This window comes from Nocardia sp. bgisy134, assembly GCF_057708325.1.
This window is the reverse complement of record NZ_JBYIRW010000001.1, coordinates 562,432-581,389: the sequence shown is the minus strand read 5'-3', so window position 1 is coordinate 581,389 and position 18,958 is coordinate 562,432. Positions and strand designations below refer to the sequence as shown.

The following is an 18,958-nucleotide window of genomic DNA, read 5'->3' as shown; positions in this document are numbered from 1 at the left end:
CCGCCGCAACTGCCCCCGCCGCACCCGCTGTCGCCGCCGCTGCCGCCCGAACAGCTACTCCCCGAGTCGCCGCCACCGCACCCGCTCCCGTGCCTGCGGTGTCCCATCCCGGCGCCGCCCGCGAACCAGGGCCCCTGGCTGCGGTTCGGCGGCCACCCCGGCTGCCGCGGGGGCGTGCTGACCGCCTTGACCAGCGCCACCACCAACACCACGACGGCACACACAATCAGCAGGGTCAGGATGAGACTCAGGACAATGAGCGCAGCCGTCATGACGGAATGGTAGCGGCGCGCGGCCGTACAGTGAATCGTGCAGTTTTTCCGTTCCCGACAGCGCCTCCGCCGCCAGGTCGACCTGCGCGACGTCGAGCAGGCCGTGGCCGAGCTGGAACTCTCCGAGGCCGTCTTCAAGACGTGCCCGTGGCAGCCGCGCGAGCTGGTGGAGACCGGTCTGCGTCAGTGGCTGCGCTGCTGCGGCGCGGCGATGCGCGACGGCCAGGTCATCGGCATGCCCTCGCACGCGGTGGACGAGGCCTGGCACGGCCTGATTCTGTGCACGGAGCGCTACGCCGCGTTCTGCACGGCCGCTTACGGCCGCTTCCTGCACCACTATCCGGACGGTGACGCGCCGCCGCGCAAGCTCGTGGCGCACGGCTCGATGGCCGAACAGCTGGGCCGCACGGTGGTGGCCTGGTCGATGGTCGCGCGACCGGACGAGACCTGCGTGCTGTGGGATCTCGACAGCAAGGTCGGGGTCGCCCACCCGTGGGGCATCGACGCCCGGCGCGTCGCGGCGATCGAGGCCGAGCTGCACCGGGCGTCGACGGACCCTAGGTGAGCTTCACCCGCGCCGCGAGGAACCGCACCACCGCGGGCGCGAAGCGGTTGAACTGGTACTGCAACCGCGCCTCCGGGGTGACCGGCACGATGCTGCGGTCGCGCCGGACGGCACGCACGATCTGATCGGCGACCTTGTCCGGCGTGTAGCGGCGCATCCGGTACAGGTTGTCGTACTTGGCCTGCTTGCGCTTCTCCTCCTCGGCGCTGAGGCCCGAAAAGGTAGTGGTGGCAACGATATTGGTGTGCACGATGCCCGGGCAGATGGTGTGCACCGAGATACCGCGGCCCGCCAGCTCGGCGCGCAGGCAGTCGGAGAACATGAACACCGCCGACTTGCTGGTCGAGTACGCACTGAACCCCTGCTGCGGGCCGTAGGCGGCCATGCTGGACAGATTGACGATGTGTCCGCCGAGGCCGCGCTCGGCCATGGCGGCGCCGAAGGCGCGACAGCCGTTCACCACGCCGCCGAGGTTGATCCGCAGCACACGATCGAACTCCGCCGAGGGCGTGTCGAAGAACCCGCCCGCCTGGCCGATGCCCGCGTTGTTTATCAAGATGTCGGGCACGCCGTGCGCGGCGATCACCTCGGCCGCGTGCGAGGTCACCGCGGCCTCGTCGGAGACGTCGAGCCGATAGGCGTGCGCCACACCGTTTTCCGCGGCGATCAGCTCGGCGGTCTGCTTCGCCGCGTCCAGATTGATGTCCGACAGCACGATCTCGGCGCCGAGCCGGGCGAACGCCAGCGCCGTCTCCCGGCCGATCCCGCTGCCACCGCCGGTGATCACCACCAGCTGGTCGTCGAACTCTTTTCGGGTCCGGTCGGTTTCGGCACGGCGCAGACCGCGCGGTGCCGCGCCGCCGTCGAGGGTGTCGATCAGCTCGGTGGTGGCGGTGGCCAGCAATTCGGGGTGCGAGAACGGCATCCAGTGCCCGGCGGGCACGTCCCGTCGCCACAGTCGCGAGACCCACTTGCGTTCGTCGTCGTAACCCGCGGGGCGCACCGCCACATCGCGGCCCGCCACGATCAGCTGAACCGGCACCTCGGTGCGCCGCTCGCGCGGGGCGAGCATCCGCTGCACGATGTTCGCGCGATAGATGAGCAGACCGTCGACGATGTCGCGCCGGAAGGTCGGGGCGAGGGTGACGGTCGACGTGGGCGTGCCGTTCATCAGGGAAACCGCACGCTGCCAACGCTCTTCGGTACCGAATGCGCCGAAGGCGGCCCGCGGCAATCCCGGAGTCATGAAGAAGGCCGTGTACGCCGAGGAAAGCAGCTGGGTGAACGGCTGCCACACGTTGCGCGGGGTGGGCCGGGAGAGCCTGGCGCGCACCCACTTTCCGATGTGGTCGAGATTCGGGCCGGACACGGAGGTGAACGACGCGATCCGGGCGGTGGCGCGCGGTTCGCACACCGCCTCCCACACCTGGACCGAACCCCAGTCGTGGGCGAGCACGTGCACCGGCGCGTCCGGGCTCACCGCGTCGGCGACGGCGAAGAAGTCGGCTGCGAGCGCGTCCAGCCGGAAGTCGGCGGTCCGCCGGGTGCGGGTGGACCGGCCGTGCCCGCGGGTGTCGTAGGTGACGACGTGGAACCGCCGCGCCAGCAGCGGCACCACGGCGCTCCAGAGGTGGTGGGTGTCCGGCCAGCCGTGCACGAGCACCACGGTCGGGGCCGCGGGATCGCCGTATTCGTAGACGGCGAGCTCGAATTCACCGTTGCGCACGATCCGTTCGGTCACTTCCGAGTCGATATCCGTAGTCATCGACGTCTCCTGTTCTGGTCGGAGGGGTCTTCACTACAGGTCGAGCACGAGACGCCCTCGATCGCAGCGCGATACGCAGGCCAGCATCTCGCCGTCCGCGCGCTCGTCCTCGGTGAGCACGGTGTCGCGATGGTCCGGCTCACCGGCCAGTACGCGCACCTTGCAGGTTCGGCAGAAACCCTGCCGACACGAATACGGTTGATCAGGACGGGATTTCAGGAGGGTGGCCAGCGCCGACTCGTCGGCGGGCACCTGGAGCACCTCCCCGGTGGAGGCGAGCTGGATCTCGAACGGCCGCCCGTTCACCACGGGCGGCGGCGAGAAACGCTCGGAATGCAGTTCCACGCCGCGCATCCGGCGCACCGCGTCGGCGACGGTGTCGGTCATCGGCACCGGGCCGCAGCAGTAGACCGCGGTGCCCGTGGTGACGCCGGGCAGCAGCGCGGCCGCGTCCGGCAGTCCGTGTTCGTCGTCGGTGCGCACGGTGACGCGGTCGCCGAACGTCTCGATCTCGTCGAGGAACGGGATGGTCTCGCGACTGCGGCCGACGTACACCATGGACCAGTCGAGTCCGAGCCGCACGGCCAGCCGCGCCATCGGCAGGATCGGGGTGATTCCGATGCCGCCGGCGACGAAGTGCAGATGCACCGCGGGCGAACCGTAGCCGGGCACCGCGAACGGGAAGGCGTTGCGCGGACCGCGCACCACGATCGGGCTACCGACAGGCAAGGCGTCGTGCACCTCGACCGAACCGCCGCCACCATCCGGGATGCGGCGCACCGCGACCCGATAGGCACGAGTGTCCGCAGGGTCGCCGCACAGCGAGTACTGCCGCAGCTTGCCGGAGGGCAACTCGAGATCCAGGTGCGCGCCAGGCCGCCACGCGGGCAGTTCGCGCCCGTCCGGCGCCTCGAGCCGCAGGCTCACCACGTCCTGGTCGTGCGCCTCGACCCGGCGCTCGGTGACGACCAGCGCGAGCCTGCGGTCGTCGACCTTCGGGCTCAGATCCCGCCGGTTGACCAGCGTGGCCCAGCGCAACCGGGCCGTCGCCAGCGCGTCGAACACCCGCACCGCGCGGTCCCGATCACGCTTGCCGAACAGATCGGCGGGTAGCCGCTCCGGGATGACCCGCGGGCTCACGAGGCGACCGCGCGCGCCGCGGGCGACGTGGCCAGGTACGCCACCGCCTGGGCGGTGGAGCCGACCGTCTCCGGGTTGTAGCCGGGCTTGAACGTGGACAGCGCACTCCACAGCAGCGAGGGTACGCCGGGCAGTGAGCCGCGCCACATGGCGCCGAAAACGCGCTTGATCAGCCGCGGGTATCCGAGATCGGGCAGCGCGGGGTCCTGCTGGACCATGAACTTGGTGCCGCGGACGACCAGCGAGACGAAGATCGGGAACACCAGCACCATCAGCGCCGACCTGCGGACGTACCCCGCGCCGAAATACACCGCCACGTCGTGGGCGACATGCCGGTGCTCGACTTCCTCCGCGCCGTGCCACCGGAACAGGTCGGCCACCCGCGGGTCCGCGCCGAACTTCTCCAGGTCGGCGTTGAGCACCCAGTCGCCGAGGAAGGCGAAGAAGTGCTCGAGGCAGGCGATGAAGGCCAGCCGCTCGACCATGATCTGGCGCTGCGCGATGCCCTCGACGTCCGTGGGCCCGAGCGTCTTGCGGAACAGGTATTCGGCCTGGCGCACATAGGGCTCCGGGTCGATGCCGTTCGCCGAGAGCACCTCGTGCAGCACCTTGTCGTGAGTCTCGGCGTGCATCGATTCCTGGCCGATGAAGCCGAGCATCGCCTCGCGGAGCTTCTCGTCCTTGACGTAGGGCAAGGCCTCGGCGTAGGCGGCGCAGAACATGCGCTCGCCCTCGGGGAGCAGCAGGTTCAGCGAATTGATCAGGTGCGAGGCGATCGGCTCCTCCGGCATCCAGTGCAGCGGAGTGTCGGCCCAATCGAACTGGACATTGCGCGCGTTGAGCGCCACCTCGCCCGGATCGGTGTCCGGCCGCCGGTGAGCCCTGCGAAGTAGCTTCATCGGTACTCCCTCGATCCTCATACGTGCACCTCGGCAGCGAATCGGCATGGGTCAGCGCCGGTTCCTGCGCGGGTGTAGCAACGATCATACACGTATATGGAACTAGCGGTAACACACATAGGGAGCGTCAATCGAGCCCGAAATTAGAACACGTTCTAGTAGGCTTCGGCTATGGAACGATTGACCGGATTGGATGCCAGTTTCCTCTATCTCGAGACCGGGACCCAGCATCTACACGTCTGCGCGCTGCTCATCCTGGACCCGGCGGCCGACGGCGCGCGCTACTCCTTCGACTCCTTCAAGGCCGAGCTGGGCCGCCGAGTACCCCTGATCCCGCAGATGCGGCGGCGACTACACGAAGTGCCGTTCAACCTGGACCATCCGGTCTGGGTGGAGGACCCCGACTTCGATCTCGACTACCACATCCGGCGCATCGGCATCCCGAGTCCGGGCGGCAGGAGCGAGCTGGCCGAACTGGTCGGCGACATCGCCAGCAGGCCGATGGACCGCGACCGGCCGCTGTGGCAGATGAACGTGGTCGAAGGCGTCGACGGCGACAAGGTCGCGGTGATCTGCAAGTACCACCACGCCGCCGTGGACGGCATCACCGGCACGAACATGATGATGCACCTGTGCGACATGGAACCGGGCGTGACCCGACCGGAGCCGACGGAGGAATGGCGGCCCGAGTCCGCGCCGAACGACTTGAAGCTGTTCGCGGAGGCGGCTGTTCGACTGCCGGGCAAGATGGGCATCGTCGGCATGGTGCCCAAGACCGTCGGCATGCTCGCCGGTTTCGCGCAGCGGCGGCGAAACAACCAGGCGGGCATGGCGATTCCGCTCACCGCGCCGCGCACCCCGTTCAACAAGGCGATCACCCCGCACCGCGCGGTGGCCTTCGCCGAAGCGGATCTGGCCGACATCAAGGAGATCAAGACCGCCTTCGACGTGAAGGTCAACGACGTTGTGCTGACCGTCGTCGGCGGCGTGCTGCGCGCCTATCTGGACAAGCACGACGAGCTGCCCGATCGCTCGCTCATCGCCTCGGTGCCGGTCTCGGTGCACGAATCCTCGCGGCACACCGAGGGAATCAACAAAGTCTCCTCGCTCTTCTCCGAGCTCGGCACCGACATCGCCGACCCGGTCGAGCGGCTGCGCGCGGTGGCCGCGGCGAATCGGAACGCCAAGGACGAACACGATCTGATCGGCGCCGACTTCCTGCAGGATTGGTCGAAGTACGCCCCGCCCAACACCTTCCAGCTCGCCGCGCGGGTGTACTCGTCGCTGAAGCTGGCCGAACATCATCCGGTGGTGCACAACCTCGTGGTCTCGAACGTGCCGGGCCCGCCGATGCCGCTGTACTTCTTGGGCATCAAGGTGGACGCGATGTATCCGTTCGGGCCGGTCTTCCACGGGGCAGGGCTCACCGTCACGGTGCTGTCCAACAACGGCGATCTCGACATCGGATTCATCGCCTGCAAGGAGCTCGTGCCCGATCTCGCCACGATGGCCGATGCGGTGCCGGGCATCATCGACGAATTGCGCACCGCGGCACGCGAAGTGGAGTAATCCCCATGCCGCCCTGTTCGCCACCGACGCCGAACAGGGTCTCCCGCAGCGATTTTCGCCGGGTCACTGCCGCGCGGCAACGGCAGCGCAGCCGTCGAGCAGCGCGGGAACGAAACGCTCCGCGCCGAAGACACAGCCCGTATGTCCCGTCCCGGCCAGGTGAATGGTCGCGCCGGGAATCATCGTCGCCATCTCCAGCTGCCGATACACCGGAATCGCCCGGTCGCGGGTCGTGATGACCACCGCCGTCGGCGCCGAAATCGCGCCGAGCCAGGCCGACGCGTCGAACCGTCCCACCTCCGCGATCACCTGAGCCAGCGCCCAGCCGCTCGTGCTGCGGAATTCCTCCAGCGCCCAGCGCTCGAAACCGCCTGGCGGCCAGGTATGTTCCGGCAGTTCGGACAACCTGCTCGCGAATGCGTCGAGGCGCCGCAGCGAATACGGGCCGATGGCATCGGCGAAAGCGCCGAACACCTGATGGAACGCCCGCTCGCGCCACTTCTCCCGGAATCGATACGGCGTCGCGCACAGCACCAGCCCGCCCACGCGGTCCGGATGACGGTGGGCCGCCGTCAACGCGACCACGCCGCCGAGCGAATAGCCTGCGCAGAGGGGCCGCTCGACGTTCATGGCGTCGGCGACCGCCAGCACGTCGTCGGCGCAGTCGCGCACCGAGAAGTGCGGGGACTTGATGCCGCGCCCGTGCCAGCGCTGGTCGAACAGGATCACCCGGTAGCGCTCGGCTAGCGCAGCCAGCGCGGGAAACCAGGTGAGGTAGGCGGTGCTCGCGGTGCCGTGCAGCAGGATCACGGTCGGCGCGCCCTCTGGCCCCGGCATGTCGACCACGTAGGTGCGTCCCCTGCCCGCCAACTCGACCACGCGGCCGCCGGGCACCTCGGCGATGTCGGGAACGCCCGCGCGGCGGATCCACCGTCGGATCCGGTCGGGATTCGCCATCCTCGGACCTCCTCCGGGCGACAATACTGGAACACGTTCCATTCGATGATGCCACAGCGTTACGGACCGGTCTGTGCTGCGCGGCGGATTCTTCGCCTCGCGGACCCGCTGAACTATGCGGATGTTATGTAACGTGTTCACGTCGGCTACCGCCGACGCTTTTCCGCGACGGACGGAGGTACCGCAATGGGGCGGCTGACCGGCAAGGTGGCCTTGATCAGCGGTGGAGCCCGCGGCATGGGCGCCGCGCACGCCAAGAAGTTCGTGGCCGAGGACGCGCGCGTCGTGCTCGGAGACGTCCTCGACGACGAGGGCAAGGCGCTGGCCGAGGAACTCGGCGACTACGCCGTCTATGTGCACCTCGACGTCCGGGAGAAGGCGGACTGGCAGGCCTCCGCCGCCGAAGCCGTGCAGCGGTTCGGCGCGCTGAACGTCCTGGTGAACAATGCCGGGATCGTCAACGGGAACCTGCTGGTGGACTTCGCGCTGGAGGAATGGCAGCGCATTATCGACATCAACCTGACCGGCACCTTCCTCGGCATGCAGGCGGCGACTCCCGCGATGATCGAGGCGGGCGGCGGCTCCATCGTCAACATCTCCTCCGTGGAGGGCATGCGCGGCAGCCCCGGCCTGCACGGTTACACCGCGACCAAGTTCGCCGTCCGGGGTCTGACGAAATCGACCGCGCTGGAGTTGGCGCAGCACGGGATTCGGGTGAACTCGGTGCATCCAGGCTTGATCAGCACGCCGATGACCGAGGGCATTCCGGCGGATTTCCTCCAGATCCCACTGGGGCGGGCGGCGGATCCGGAGGAGGTGTCGAATTTGGTGACGTATCTGGCGAGTGATGAATCGTCGTATTCGACGGGGGCCGAGTTCGTCATCGATGGGGGGTTGACGGTGGGGGTTCCGCACAAGACGTTCTAGTCGAAGCGCCTGGTCGGGTCCTCAGCGGGACCGGTCGGGTGGCCGCGCTCCCGTTGTCGCCCGTTGGCACCTCGGCAGCGGTCATACCGGCCGTCACCTAATGCGGCGCCCTCGGGCGGCACGCGACGACGTGGCACCGGGCACCGGGCACACACCGGCAATCACCCCTCGGCCGCATCCGCCAGCGGCCCCGGCGACCCACACCCGGGACAGTTACGCCTCAGCGGGGGCGATGATCTCGAGCAGGATTCGTTGGCGGCCACGCACCGCAGTCACCCAGCGACGGCAACCGCCAACGGCCCGCACCCGGAGGTAGTCACGAGATCTCCTGTCCTGTCGCGCTTCCCACGCACCTCAGCTGGAGAGCAGCAGTCCCGTAGCTAGGGCGAACATCACCAGCGCGATCGCCGAATCCAGTACTCGCCAAGCCGTCGGGCGGGTGAACAGCGGTCCCAGGAGGCGGGCGCCGAAGCCGAGTGTGACGAACCACAGGATGCTGGCGAGCATCGCGCCCGCGCCGAGGAACCAGCGGTCGGGCGGTGCGTAGGTGTTGGCGAAGGAGCCGAGCAGCAGGACCGTGTCCAGGTAGACGTGCGGATTCAGCCAGGTCAGCGCCAGGCAGGTGAGGACGGTCGCGCCGAGCGCCACCGACGCGCCCGCACCGTCGGGGGTGAGCGAGCCGCCGGACAGCACGCGCCGCGCGGCGAGCGCGCCGTAGCCGATGAGGAACGCCGCACCCGCGTAGCGCACCGCGGTCACCACCGAGGGCAGCGATTCCACCAGGGCCCCGAAACCGGCGATGCCCGCGGCGATCAGCACGATGTCCGACAGTGCGCACACCGCGACCACCGCGGCGACGTGCTGACCGCGCACGCCTTGACGCAGCACAAAGGCGTTCTGCGCGCCGATCGCGACGATCAGCGACAGCCCGAAGCCCAGACCGGAGAGTGCGGCGAAGCCCGCCGAGGAAACCGTCACGTTCATCGACGCTAAGTCCGCGCCATCCAACCAGACAAGCTAAAGATTCTGAAGCATCATTAGACTTTCTCAACATGGATCTGCAGCTCGACCAGCTCAGGGCGCTCAACGCGGCGGTCACCGAAGGGACCTTCGAGGCCGCCGCCCGCAGTCTCCGCGTCACACCATCGGCGGTCAGCCAGCGCATCAAGGCGCTCGAAGACGCCGCGGGTCGCATTCTGCTGCAACGCACGAAACCGGTGCGCGCCACCGAATCCGGGCTCGCCGTGCTGCGCCTCGCCCGCCAGATCGACCTGCTCACCGGCGACACCGCCCGCGAACTCGGCGACGCCGACCACCCGGTCGACCGCCCGATCCGCCTACCCATCGCGGTCAACGCCGACTCCCTGGAGACCTGGGTCATGCCCGCTCTCAGCGAGGCGCCGCCCGGCGTGTGCTTCGAGATCCATCGCGAAGACGAGGAGCACACCACCGCGCTGCTGCGCGACGGCACCGTCATGGCGGCCATCACCGCCACCGCGAAGCCGGTGCAGGGCTGCAAGGTCGACAAGCTCGGCGCCATGCGATATCGCCCGATGGCCAGCCCGGCGTTCGCCCGCACCTGGTTCGCCGACGGGCCCACCGCCAAGGCCTACGCCGCCGCACCCGTCGTCCTGTTCGACCGCAAGGACGACCTCCAAGATCGCCACCTCCGCCGCCGCACCCGCCAGCCGATCGACCCGCCCCGCCACTATGTCCCCTCGTCCACCGCCTTCGGCACGGCAGTCCGCCTCGGCCTGGGCTGGGGCATGCTGCCAGATCTACAGACCGCCGACGACTCACCGACGAGTTTGGTTCCGATAGACGAGGATTCGTACATCGACGTGCCGCTGTACTGGCAGCAGTGGAAGTTGCATTCGCCCGCGTTGAGCGCGGTCGCCGGGGCGATCGCAGAGGCGGCCGCCGCGGCGTTGCGGTGAGCCGGTCGGGTATGTGCGTGCTGAGGGGCGGGCGCGCAGTGCTGGGTCGTCGAGGGCAGAGCTTTCCGGCGCGTCGAACTGAGCTATCGGCAGGTTGTACCGAGTGCTGAGATATCAGCGGCGCCGCTCATCGAGTGCGCGCCACGGCGTCATCGAGAGCGCTTGCGCACGTACAGTTCCTGGCTCGTGCGGGCGACGAGTTCGCCGTCGGGACCGACGAGCTCGGCGGAGTGGTTGGTACGGGAGACACCGTCCGACTCCAGGTTTCGACGGATCATCGCCATGTCCTCGGGGGGCATCTGCATCGTCACGCGCACCAACCCGCGGCCGGGGCGGACGAATTCCGTTGTGGCCGTGGTATTCCAGACCCAGTGTCCGTCACCCAGCTGCCACAGGGCCATCAGACCGAAGAACGGGTCGGTCATCATGGACAAGATGCCGCCGAACGCCACGCCGGCGTGGTTCTTGTTCCAGCCGCTCACCTTGTGCCGCACGGTGATACTGGACCAATCATCGGCCACGTGCTCGATGCGGATACCGCCCATCAGGAAGACCGGGTACGCGTTCGTCATCAGCCGAAACTGCCCGGCCGACAACTTCCGCAAAGTATTCGCCATGACCATGTGTTCCCCCTTGGTTGCGCGATCACCGATCGAGACAGTACCCACCGCTGTGGTGCACGCAAACCTGTGTCTTTCGGCGCTCGAACGCGGCGGCTGCGCGACGGTCGCCTGGTAGCCGCGTCCACTCAGACGATCTTGTCGGCCACCAGGATGACCTTGCCCGCCGCCTTGCCGTCGTGCAGGTGGTTCATCGCATCCGGTGTCGCGGTGAGCGGCAGCATGCGGTCGAGCAGGATATGGGCGCCGTCATCGATCTTCCGCACCACCGCCGCGAGACGTCCCGCAGCCGAAGTATGGAAAACGAACTCCGCACGCAGGCCAAGCGCTTCGGCGCGTTCGACGTCGGGCGGTACCGGCAGCGCCACAAGCAATCCACCGGGTCGCAGCGCCTCGAGCGATCGTGCTTCGTTCTCGCCGCCCACGGTATCCAGCACGACGTCCACCCCGGAGATCGACTCGGTGAAATCGGCAACCTTGTAGTCGACAACCTCGTGCGCCCCGAGTTTCAGTGCGATATCGACACCGGCACCCGACGCAGTGGCGATCACGCGGGCACCGATATCCCGGGCGAACTGAACCGCGAAGCTGCCGACACCGCCCGCCCCGCCGTGCACGAGCACGGTCTGGCCCGTCCGCAGGCTCGCCACCTCGGTGAGTGCCTGCCACGCGGTACCCGCGGCGGTCACAATGCCCGCCGAAAGCGGAAGGGATACCGACGCGGGAGCCTTGGCCAGTTGGTCGGCCGGAACCGTAGTGAATTCGGCGGCGGCGCCGCCCCGGGTGGGATCGAGCCTGGCGACCACCCGATCCCCCACCGACCATCCGGCGACCTCGGCGCCCACCTCGGCGATGGTCCCCGACACATCGGTGCCCAGCGTGTACGGGAACTGCACCGGGAAGAATCCTTGCACGGCGCCCGAGGCGATCTTCAGGTCGAGCGGATTCAGTGCGACACCCGATACGCGGAGGAGAACCTCGCGCGGTCCGACCGCCGGATCGTCGATGTCCACCGCCTCGGCCTGCCCGCCATAAGCTCGAATCTGTACTGCCTTCATGACCTACGCTTCTTCCTTTTCCTTCTCGGCCGGCCACGCGCCGACCTGCTGGACCCAGCCGAACCAGTCCTCGAGGTGCCAGGTCCGGGCGATGCGCCCCGCAGCGATCTCGTGGAATTCGTGGATAGGGATGTGGGCTTCCCGTCCGGATCCCGGGACGCCGAACCATTCGCCGCGATGCGTGCCGCAGATCTCGCCCCGGACACCGACGAGCCCGTCGCCGTTGTCGTCACGCCCGTCGACGATGGCGTGGATGACGACCTTCACCTCCGCAAAGGCCTGGGAGAATGCCGCGATGAGGGGTTTGATCCCGTCGCGCCCCGGCGCCTGCCCGGGTGCGAGCGGAATATCCTCCCAGCCGGGCGTCAGAACGGTGTCGAGCAGATCCACCTCGCCGCTGAAGGCCCGATAGAAGGTTGCCAGCAGTTCATCCGGCGGGCTGGCCATCATGTTGTCTCCGTTCATCATTGGTAGCCGGGATCGCGACTTTCGCCGATACCCCGGTTCGAACTCCTCTGAGTGTCGTCGGCTCGAGAAACGGCATCCAGGTGGCGCCTGCACCGGGGTCGGCAGCCCCACCGTCAGGGCAAACCGGCCAGATTCTCTTCGGTCACGCGCCATTCGGCAGCCGCGACATTCGCCCTCAGCAGGGCGAAACTGATTCGGCTGCGGCAGCTTTCGTTGCGGATCTGATCGCCCGCGGCGGCAGCCAGGGAATCGCGTTGGCAGACCGGGGATCCCGCCCCACGGGAGAACACCACCTGGTTGGCATGGCGGCACCGAGCGACGGTGGAGATCGCGCAGTCGATCACATCCACCGAACCCATAGGTCGTTCGGCCGATGCGGCCGAGACAGCGCCTTCTAGATCATCTTGGGCACACGAGGTCGGGGATCACCCCGTCGATGGAAGGAGAATTCATGGTCAGCGCTGCTGCGACGGTCGGCGTGGGGTGCATCGAGCCCGCCGAGGTACATCTGGACGATCTCGACTTCATGGGGAACCTGCACAACGGCCGGTATGCGCTGCTGATCGAGCGGGCACTGGTCGCGGTGTGGGCACGCGCGGGATACTCCATCGTCGACGGGGTACCAACACATCCCGATGTCGTACATGTCGTGTTGGAGCAGACGATCAGGTACCGCAGTCCCGTTCGCGGTGTCGGGCGGGTTGCGGTTCGGTTCTGGCTGAAGCACCTGGGCAAGAGCAGCATGGTCTTCGATTTCCAGGTGGCTTCCACCGACGGGCACACCGTGCACGCCGAAGGCACGCGCACCGAGGTGAACATCGATCTCGCCTCGCTGCGTTCGGCGCCGTGGGCCGATGCGACTCGCGAGCTGGCCGATTCGCTCTTCGAGCGTTCACCGATCGCGGAGCAGCCCGCCGCTTCCGAGACCAACGACCGGTGAGGCGAAATCCGCTGTGCCGCAGCAGAACAATGCTAGCCGTACTGGAGAATACATGACTCGCACGACCGAACCGAATCCCGCTCCCGCGGCGGACACCGGACCGCGGCAGCGGGCCGACGCCTGGCTCCGCGATTTCGAATCGGCGCTCGCCGCAGGCGACGCGCACACCGCGGCCGCGATGTTCACCGTCGATGGCCTCTGGCGCGATCTGGTGGCATTCACCTGGAACATCAAGACGCTCGAGGGCCGTGTCGAAATCGCCGATATGGTGCGGACCCAGGTCGCCGACATCCGCCCGCGCGGCTTCCACACGACCGATGCGGCAACCGAATCCGAAGGCGTGATCACGGCGTCGATCGGATTCGACACCGCCGTCGGCAGCGGGATCGGACTGCTCCGCCTCACCGACGCCGGGGCCTTCACATTACTCACGACATTGCACGAACTTCACGGCCGCCCAGAGCCGGTCGGCGCGCAGCGGCCGAAAGGTGTAACGCACGAGGCGATTCGACACCGGATCGGCGCCGAAGATCGCGAACAGGAGGACCTGGAACTCGGCCGCAGCCGCCAGCCCTATGTGGTGGTGGTCGGCGGCGGGCAGGCCGGTATCGTGCTCGGCGCGCGGCTGCGTCAGCTGGGCGTGCCCGCCCTCGTCATCGACGAGAACGACCGCCCAGGCGATCGATGGCGCGCCCGCTACAAGTCACTGGCCCTGCACGATCCGGTGTGGTACGACCACCTGCCCTATCTGCCGTTCCCCGACAACTGGCCGGTATTCACCCCGAAGGACAAACTCGCCGACTGGCTGGAGTTCTACACCCGCGTCATGGAGGTGCCGTACTGGTCGAAGACCACCTGCGTACGCGCCTCCTATGACGAACAGCATCGGCAATGGGGCGTGCACGTGCGGCGCGACGGGGAATCGCTGGTACTCACACCGCGACACCTGGTGCTGGCCACCGGCATGTCCGGCAAGCCGAATGTGCCGAATATTCCTGGTGCGAATCGGTTTCGCGGCGAGCAACAGCATTCGAGCCGCCACCCCGGACCGGACGCCTACGCGGGCAAGCGCGCGGTGGTGATCGGCTCGGGCAACTCCGCCCACGACATCGGCGCCGCACTGTGGGAGGCCGGGGCCCGGGTCACCATGGTGCAGCGCTCCTCGACGCATGTCGTGAGATCGGAGTCGGCCATGGAGCTCGCGCTCGGCGAGCTGTACTCCGAACAGGCCGTCGCGAACGGGATCACCACCGAGAAGGCGGACTTGATCTTCGCCTCGCTTCCCTATCGACTGCTGCCGAGCCTCCAGGTTCCGATCTACTCCGCCATCCGGGAACGCGATGCCGAGTTCTATGCCCGGCTGAAGCGGGCCGGATTCCAATTGGATTGGGGTGACGACGATTCCGGGCTGTTCATGAAGTATCTGCGTGGCGGGTCCGGCTACTATATCGACACCGGCGCCTCGGAACTGATCGCCAACGGCGACATCCGACTCGCCCACGGGGAGGTGCGTGAACTCACCGAGGACGCCGTCGTCCTCGGTGACGGCACCGCGCTACTCGCCGATCTCGTCGTCTACGCCACCGGCTACGCACCGATGCACCATTGGGTCGCCGACCTCATCGGCCCGGGGACGGGCGAGACCGTCGGCAGATGCTGGGGCTACGGTTCGGGCACGACCAAGGACCCCGGCCCCTGGGAAGGCGAGCTGCGCAATATGTGGAAGCCCACCGCGCAGGATGGACTCTGGTTCCATGGAGGCAACCTGCACCAAACGCGCTTCTACTCGCGATATCTCGCAGTGCAGCTCGCCGCGCACTACGCGAACATTCCCACCCCGGTGTACGGGCTGCAGCAGGTCCATCACCGAACCTGACCGACAGGAGCACTGACAGGATGCGGTGGCAAGTATCGGTACTGGGACCGGTCGAGGCGTGTGCCGGTTCGACCGTGATCGCGATTTCCCAGCCGAAGAATCAGGCACTACTGGCAATGATCGCGATGTCCGGACGAACCGTATCGATCACCGAGCTGATCGACGGGATCTGGGGCGCGAACAGTCCGGATTCGGCGATCGGCGCGGTCCGCAACCTCGTGTGGTCGGTGCGGCGGCACCTCGCCGTCCGCACCGACTCCACCGATATTGTGGCGTCGGTGCCGGGTGGATATCACCTGGCCATTCCCGTCGGCACCGATGCGGCGATCGCGGAGAGGCATCGCGATGCCGCCGAGTCTGCCTGCACCGCTGGTAGATTCACCGAGGCGAAGGCGGAAGTCGATGCGGCGTTAGGACTGTGGCGCGGCGACCCACTGACGGGAGTACCCGGGCCGTGGGCGGAGAGCCAGCGATCCCGGCTACGCAGGCTGCACCGGGCACTGCGGGAGCAGTCGATCGATATCGCCCTCGCACTCCGCGATCATGACCGCGCCATTGCCGAGGCCGAATCGCTCCGGGCGTCCGATCCGCACTGCGAGCGGCTCTGCGCGCTGCAGATGACCGCGCTTCACTACGCGGGCCGACGTGCCGAGGCACTGACCGTCTACCAGCACACCAGGCAGCGTCTCGTCGACGATCTCGGCCTCGAACCGGGACCGGCGCTGACCGAACTGCATCGACGGATCCTCACCGAGAGCAAGGTGACGCTACCGGCCGCGAGCACGAGGGACGCGCCGGTAGTGCAGCGGTTGCCAGCCCAATTGCCGACGGACACTGCCGATTTCACCGGCCGCACCGGCGAAGCGGCAGCACTGGAAATTGATCTCACCCCCTCCGGCACGGTGGTCGTGGCCAGTGTGACGGGCATGCCCGGAGTCGGCAAGTCGGCTTTGGCCGTGCACATCTCGCACCGCGTCCGTGATCGTTATCCCGACGGCCAGTTCCACTTCGACCTGCGGGGCAGCCGTCCCGATCCGGTCCAGCCGGGCGATGCGCTCGCCGCGTTCCTGCGCGCGCTCGGCGTACCCGATACCGGCATCCCGCCGGAGTCGAATCAACGCGGCGCCCTGTGGCGGTCGATGATCGACGGTCGCCGAATGCTGGTCGTGCTGGACGACGCGTACGACGCCGAGCAGGTAGCGCCCCTGCTACCGGGCGGCCCGGGTAGCGCCGTCCTGATCACCGGTCGCCGCCCGATCGTCCTGCCTGGTATCCGATCCCGGCGTCTCGCCGTGCTCGATATGGTCGCCGGTGTGACGCTGCTCGGCCGGATCGTGGGACACGACCGCGTCGCCGCCGAGCCCCGGGCCGCTCGAGACCTCGTACACCTGTGCGGGCATCTGCCGCTGGCGATCCGGCTCGCCGGAGGCCGGATCGCCATGCGGCCCGAATGGACCCTCCGCTCGGCGGCCGATCGGATCACCGCCCGGCGGGCGGGGCCCGACGCATTCGAATTCGGCGGCATCACCGTGGAGTCGGCCTTCCGATCGGGGTATGCACGGCTGGATTCCGAAGCGGCACAGGCATTCCGACTGCTCGCCCGGGTCGACACCTCGGTACTCACACTGCCGGTGATCGCGGGTGCGCTGGAGCGCGATCACCGTGCGGCCGAACGATTGTGCGAGGACCTGGTCGACCACGGCATGCTGGAGCCGATCAGACATGGCCACTACCGATTTCACGAGCTGCTGCGCAGCTTCGCACGCGCGGAGCTAAGGCAACAGGCCGTGCTCCATGGCGAAGACCGCGACACCGGCCCGGGTTCGCCGTCCGGTCTTGTTGTAGATGTGCGCAAGGTGGTGGCCCACCGTCCGGTCCGAAATCCGCAGCCGCTCAGCGATTTCCCGGTTGCGTAGGCCGCGGGCGGCCAAACAGAGCACCTCCACTTCCCGTTCGGTCAGGCCTGCGGGCAGCCCCTGACGCGGCCGGGGCTGGCCCGCGGCCTCGATGACCAGCGCGCAGGACTGCCGGTCGAGCGTGCCGTCGTCGGCCTCTTTCATCAGCAGCTCGGCCGCGGCCTGCGGATCGAACGCCGCACGGTGCGCACGGGGTTCGGTGAGCGCGGCGAAGGTGTCGGCGGCGGCCAGGATGCGGGCGGCCAACGGCAACTGCGTGGACGAATCGCCGCGGTGGTAGCCGGTGCCGTCGGCCCGCTCGTGATGGGCGGACGCGATCGGCGCGAGATGCGCCAGCGCGGGCACCCGATCGAGCACCCGCTGCGTCCAGTAGGTGTGCATCCGGACCCGTTCCATCTCGGCGATCCCCAGCGGACCGGGCCGATCCCAGATGCTGCTCGGCACGCCGACCCGGCCGAGATCGTGCAGCAGAGCGGCGCACCGCAATTCGACGACCGCGGCCGCATCCAGACCGGCAAGCTTGCCCGCACCCGCCGCCAAGGCGGCGACATGCTCGCTGTGGCCGAGCAACCACTGGCTCTTCAGATCCACCAGCCGGGCCAGCACCGCACACAGCCGCGGCAGCGCGTCGGACGCGACTGTGATGTGCGGTACCGGTTCCACCGCGAGCACGGCCGCGATCGCGTCCGGGTGCTCCAGCGGGGCCAACGCCGCACCCGGATCGGCGCAGAACACCTCGACCAGATGCGGATCGAGATGCCGGCCGCCCCGGCGCCGGATCTCGGACACCGCGCCGGTCAGTCCACCCACCGCATGGGCGAGTACCGCCTGCTCGGCGAGGTGGATCACCCGCGTGGCCAGCGAAAGATCCTCGCCCGCACGACCGTCCGGAATACCGCGGCCGTCCCAGCGCTCGTACACATCGTCGAGGGCACGGATCGAATCCGACCGCAGGCCGAGCCCGCCGCCGAGTGCCCGGCCGGCCTCGCACCCGTTGCGCATCGCCTCGACACCGACCGTCGGGAGCACTTCGACAAGAGTCCGCGCGAGCCGCGGTGCATCGGCTCCGGCCCAGTGGCCGAAGTCGCGCAGCTGCGCGGCGAACATCGCCTCGTCACCGGGATCCAGGGTTTTCAGCGCCGCCTGGAACGCGACATCGTCACCGAAGATCGCCGCCAGCTCCGGCGCGAACGACGTACAGCCGATCGAGCGCAACAGCGCGGTCTCGAATACCACCCGAAGGGTCACCGGATCGGCGCCGAGCAAGGACTCCGCGAATGCCGTGGCGACCACACACGTGCGCAGCCCCTTCTCGAACGGCACACCCGCCGCGAGATCGGTCGTGAGCGACAGCGCCGCAAGCATTTCCGCTATTCGTACCGATCGCATCAGCCCGACACTAACATCGCGTGACCCTTGCGGCAGACCTCGGCCACAGGGCAGACCGGCCCCGACCCGGGACCGGTCTGGTCATCGCACCAGCGCGGGGTCACGACATCGCGGCGACCATAGTGTGCGTATCCGCGATCGTCTCGAACTCCACCGGTACCCGGCCCTCCATCCGCCACACGTGCACGAACCGGGCGCGCATCGCCTTACCCGTCTCCCGGCGCTGCCCGACGTAGTGGCCGAGCGCGAGCACCACATCCCGCACACCGAACAGTTCGTCCGGGATCACCGCGAAGTCCACCCACTCGGTGGTGAATCGGGCGAACACATTGCTCGCCACCGCATCGGGGCCGACGTAGGTGCCGCCGTAGGGCAGACCAGCGGTGACGGTCCACCTGATCTGCGGGCTCAGCGTCGCCAGCAGAGCCTCGCCGTTCCCCTCGGCGAGATCGAGGTACATTCCGGCCACCACGGCCTCATTGGCCGTCTCCCGCAGTTCCGTGATCCGACTGCCGCTCATGATGTTCACCTTTCTTTTCGGATACCGGCGCCCATCCTCTCGACATCCGCCCCCGGCACGCATCGGCCGAACGACCTACGAGATCTCCGCAGCCAGGGGTCCGCACCCCCTGGCTTCCGTTGGCCGTGCCCGATAAGAAT

17 protein-coding genes and 1 pseudogene are annotated in these 18,958 nt (G+C 68.1%); 7 read left to right on the top strand and 11 right to left on the bottom strand.

The window, feature by feature from the left end:
- The first annotated feature begins 309 nt into the window (after positions 1-309).
- The gene (locus AC3ERS_RS02540; protein WP_431963010.1) at positions 310-837 is read left to right on the top strand and encodes a glycine-rich domain-containing protein; all 528 of its coding nucleotides are present in this window, start codon (positions 310-312) and stop codon (positions 835-837) included.
- On the opposite strand, the gene AC3ERS_RS02535 is transcribed toward AC3ERS_RS02540, so the two are convergent.
- The 3 genes from AC3ERS_RS02535 to AC3ERS_RS02525 are packed head-to-tail and all read right to left on the bottom strand — an operon-like array spanning position 830 to position 4,641.
- Entirely contained in the window at positions 830-2,602 is a 1,773-nt protein-coding gene (locus AC3ERS_RS02535; protein ID WP_431963008.1) for an SDR family oxidoreductase, read from the bottom strand. The genes AC3ERS_RS02540 and AC3ERS_RS02535 overlap by 8 nt on opposite strands.
- A 33-nt stretch (positions 2,603-2,635) precedes the next feature.
- Complete coding sequence (locus tag AC3ERS_RS02530; RefSeq protein WP_431963006.1) at positions 2,636-3,742, bottom strand: PDR/VanB family oxidoreductase; 1,107 nt, start codon at positions 3,740-3,742, stop codon at positions 2,636-2,638.
- Positions 3,739-4,641, bottom strand: a complete 903-nt coding sequence (locus tag AC3ERS_RS02525) for a metal-dependent hydrolase (RefSeq protein ID WP_431963004.1) — start codon at positions 4,639-4,641, stop codon at positions 3,739-3,741. The genes AC3ERS_RS02530 and AC3ERS_RS02525 overlap by 4 nt, the downstream gene beginning before the upstream one ends.
- A gap of 171 nt (positions 4,642-4,812) precedes the next feature.
- Here AC3ERS_RS02525 and AC3ERS_RS02520 point away from each other — a divergent pair, with 171 nt between their 5' ends.
- A complete protein-coding gene (locus AC3ERS_RS02520) occupies positions 4,813-6,210 on the top strand; it encodes a WS/DGAT/MGAT family O-acyltransferase (RefSeq protein ID WP_431963002.1) in 1,398 nt (465 codons plus the stop codon).
- Positions 6,211-6,273: 63 nt separating this feature from the next.
- Here the strand turns inward: AC3ERS_RS02520 and AC3ERS_RS02515 are convergent, their stop codons facing one another.
- Positions 6,274-7,167 carry an alpha/beta fold hydrolase gene (locus AC3ERS_RS02515; RefSeq protein ID WP_431963000.1) on the bottom strand — a complete coding sequence of 298 codons (894 nt, stop codon included), beginning with the start codon at positions 7,165-7,167 and terminating at the stop codon, positions 6,274-6,276.
- A 186-nt stretch (positions 7,168-7,353) separates the two neighbouring features.
- Between AC3ERS_RS02515 and AC3ERS_RS02510 the strand changes: the two genes are divergently transcribed.
- Positions 7,354-8,094, top strand: coding sequence for a glucose 1-dehydrogenase (locus AC3ERS_RS02510; protein ID WP_431962998.1), 741 nt, complete (start codon positions 7,354-7,356; stop codon positions 8,092-8,094).
- 354 nt (positions 8,095-8,448) lie between these two features.
- Here AC3ERS_RS02510 and AC3ERS_RS02505 read toward each other — a convergent pair whose 3' ends face one another.
- The gene (locus AC3ERS_RS02505; RefSeq protein WP_431962996.1) at positions 8,449-9,072 is read right to left on the bottom strand and encodes a LysE/ArgO family amino acid transporter; all 624 of its coding nucleotides are present in this window, start codon (positions 9,070-9,072) and stop codon (positions 8,449-8,451) included.
- A 74-nt stretch (positions 9,073-9,146) separates the two neighbouring features.
- Here AC3ERS_RS02505 and AC3ERS_RS02500 point away from each other — a divergent pair, with 74 nt between their 5' ends.
- Positions 9,147-10,031, top strand: a complete 885-nt coding sequence (locus AC3ERS_RS02500; protein ID WP_431962994.1) for a LysR family transcriptional regulator ArgP — start codon at positions 9,147-9,149, stop codon at positions 10,029-10,031.
- Between the two features lie 149 nt (positions 10,032-10,180).
- On the opposite strand, the gene AC3ERS_RS02495 is transcribed toward AC3ERS_RS02500, so the two are convergent.
- From AC3ERS_RS02495 to AC3ERS_RS02480, 4 genes are all read right to left on the bottom strand, one after another.
- Positions 10,181-10,603: a PaaI family thioesterase gene (locus tag AC3ERS_RS02495; protein ID WP_431962992.1), complete on the bottom strand. Its 423-nt coding sequence runs from the start codon at positions 10,601-10,603 to the stop codon at positions 10,181-10,183.
- Positions 10,604-10,779: 176 nt separating this feature from the next.
- Positions 10,780-11,709, bottom strand: a complete 930-nt coding sequence (locus AC3ERS_RS02490; RefSeq protein WP_431962990.1) for an NADP-dependent oxidoreductase — start codon at positions 11,707-11,709, stop codon at positions 10,780-10,782.
- Between the two features lie 3 nt (positions 11,710-11,712).
- The gene (locus AC3ERS_RS02485; protein WP_431962988.1) at positions 11,713-12,159 is read right to left on the bottom strand and encodes an ester cyclase; all 447 of its coding nucleotides are present in this window, start codon (positions 12,157-12,159) and stop codon (positions 11,713-11,715) included.
- A gap of 131 nt (positions 12,160-12,290) precedes the next feature.
- The gene (locus AC3ERS_RS02480) at positions 12,291-12,527 is read right to left on the bottom strand and encodes a hypothetical protein (RefSeq protein WP_431962986.1); all 237 of its coding nucleotides are present in this window, start codon (positions 12,525-12,527) and stop codon (positions 12,291-12,293) included.
- A gap of 101 nt (positions 12,528-12,628) precedes the next feature.
- Here AC3ERS_RS02480 and AC3ERS_RS02475 point away from each other — a divergent pair, with 101 nt between their 5' ends.
- From AC3ERS_RS02475 to AC3ERS_RS02465, 3 genes and pseudogenes are all read left to right on the top strand, one after another.
- A complete protein-coding gene (locus AC3ERS_RS02475; RefSeq protein ID WP_431962984.1) occupies positions 12,629-13,117 on the top strand; it encodes an acyl-CoA thioesterase in 489 nt (162 codons plus the stop codon).
- 52 nt (positions 13,118-13,169) lie between these two features.
- Positions 13,170-14,993, top strand: a complete 1,824-nt coding sequence (locus tag AC3ERS_RS02470; protein ID WP_431962982.1) for a flavin-containing monooxygenase — start codon at positions 13,170-13,172, stop codon at positions 14,991-14,993.
- 20 nt (positions 14,994-15,013) lie between these two features.
- Positions 15,014-16,234, top strand: a pseudogene (locus tag AC3ERS_RS02465) (AfsR/SARP family transcriptional regulator); the annotation flags it as partial.
- A 531-nt stretch (positions 16,235-16,765) separates the two neighbouring features.
- Here AC3ERS_RS02465 and AC3ERS_RS02460 read toward each other — a convergent pair.
- Together AC3ERS_RS02460 and AC3ERS_RS02455 are read right to left on the bottom strand one after the other, a co-directional pair.
- The gene (locus tag AC3ERS_RS02460) at positions 16,766-18,298 is read right to left on the bottom strand and encodes an HD domain-containing phosphohydrolase (protein WP_431962980.1); all 1,533 of its coding nucleotides are present in this window, start codon (positions 18,296-18,298) and stop codon (positions 16,766-16,768) included.
- Positions 18,299-18,398: 100 nt separating this feature from the next.
- Positions 18,399-18,818, bottom strand: coding sequence for a nuclear transport factor 2 family protein (locus AC3ERS_RS02455; protein WP_431962978.1), 420 nt, complete (start codon positions 18,816-18,818; stop codon positions 18,399-18,401).
- Positions 18,819-18,958: the final 140 nt, after the last annotated feature.

What these genes read in the sequence shown, in the direction of transcription:
- AC3ERS_RS02535 (WP_431963008.1), bottom strand. Translation starts at nt 2,602, where the DNA reads ATGACTACGGATATCGACTCGGAAGTGACCGAACGGATCGTGCGCAAC.
- AC3ERS_RS02525 (WP_431963004.1), bottom strand. Translation starts at nt 4,641, where the DNA reads ATGAAGCTACTTCGCAGGGCTCACCGGCGGCCGGACACCGATCCGGGC.
- AC3ERS_RS02520 (WP_431963002.1), top strand. Translation starts at nt 4,813, where the DNA reads ATGGAACGATTGACCGGATTGGATGCCAGTTTCCTCTATCTCGAGACC.
- AC3ERS_RS02515 (WP_431963000.1), bottom strand. Translation starts at nt 7,167, where the DNA reads ATGGCGAATCCCGACCGGATCCGACGGTGGATCCGCCGCGCGGGCGTT.
- AC3ERS_RS02510 (WP_431962998.1), top strand. Translation starts at nt 7,354, where the DNA reads ATGGGGCGGCTGACCGGCAAGGTGGCCTTGATCAGCGGTGGAGCCCGC.
- AC3ERS_RS02500 (WP_431962994.1), top strand. Translation starts at nt 9,147, where the DNA reads ATGGATCTGCAGCTCGACCAGCTCAGGGCGCTCAACGCGGCGGTCACC.
- AC3ERS_RS02495 (WP_431962992.1), bottom strand. Translation starts at nt 10,603, where the DNA reads ATGACGAACGCGTACCCGGTCTTCCTGATGGGCGGTATCCGCATCGAG.
- AC3ERS_RS02490 (WP_431962990.1), bottom strand. Translation starts at nt 11,709, where the DNA reads ATGAAGGCAGTACAGATTCGAGCTTATGGCGGGCAGGCCGAGGCGGTG.
- AC3ERS_RS02485 (WP_431962988.1), bottom strand. Translation starts at nt 12,159, where the DNA reads ATGATGGCCAGCCCGCCGGATGAACTGCTGGCAACCTTCTATCGGGCC.
- AC3ERS_RS02475 (WP_431962984.1), top strand. Translation starts at nt 12,629, where the DNA reads ATGGTCAGCGCTGCTGCGACGGTCGGCGTGGGGTGCATCGAGCCCGCC.
- AC3ERS_RS02470 (WP_431962982.1), top strand. Translation starts at nt 13,170, where the DNA reads ATGACTCGCACGACCGAACCGAATCCCGCTCCCGCGGCGGACACCGGA.
- AC3ERS_RS02460 (WP_431962980.1), bottom strand. Translation starts at nt 18,298, where the DNA reads ATGCGATCGGTACGAATAGCGGAAATGCTTGCGGCGCTGTCGCTCACG.
- AC3ERS_RS02455 (WP_431962978.1), bottom strand. Translation starts at nt 18,818, where the DNA reads ATGAGCGGCAGTCGGATCACGGAACTGCGGGAGACGGCCAATGAGGCC.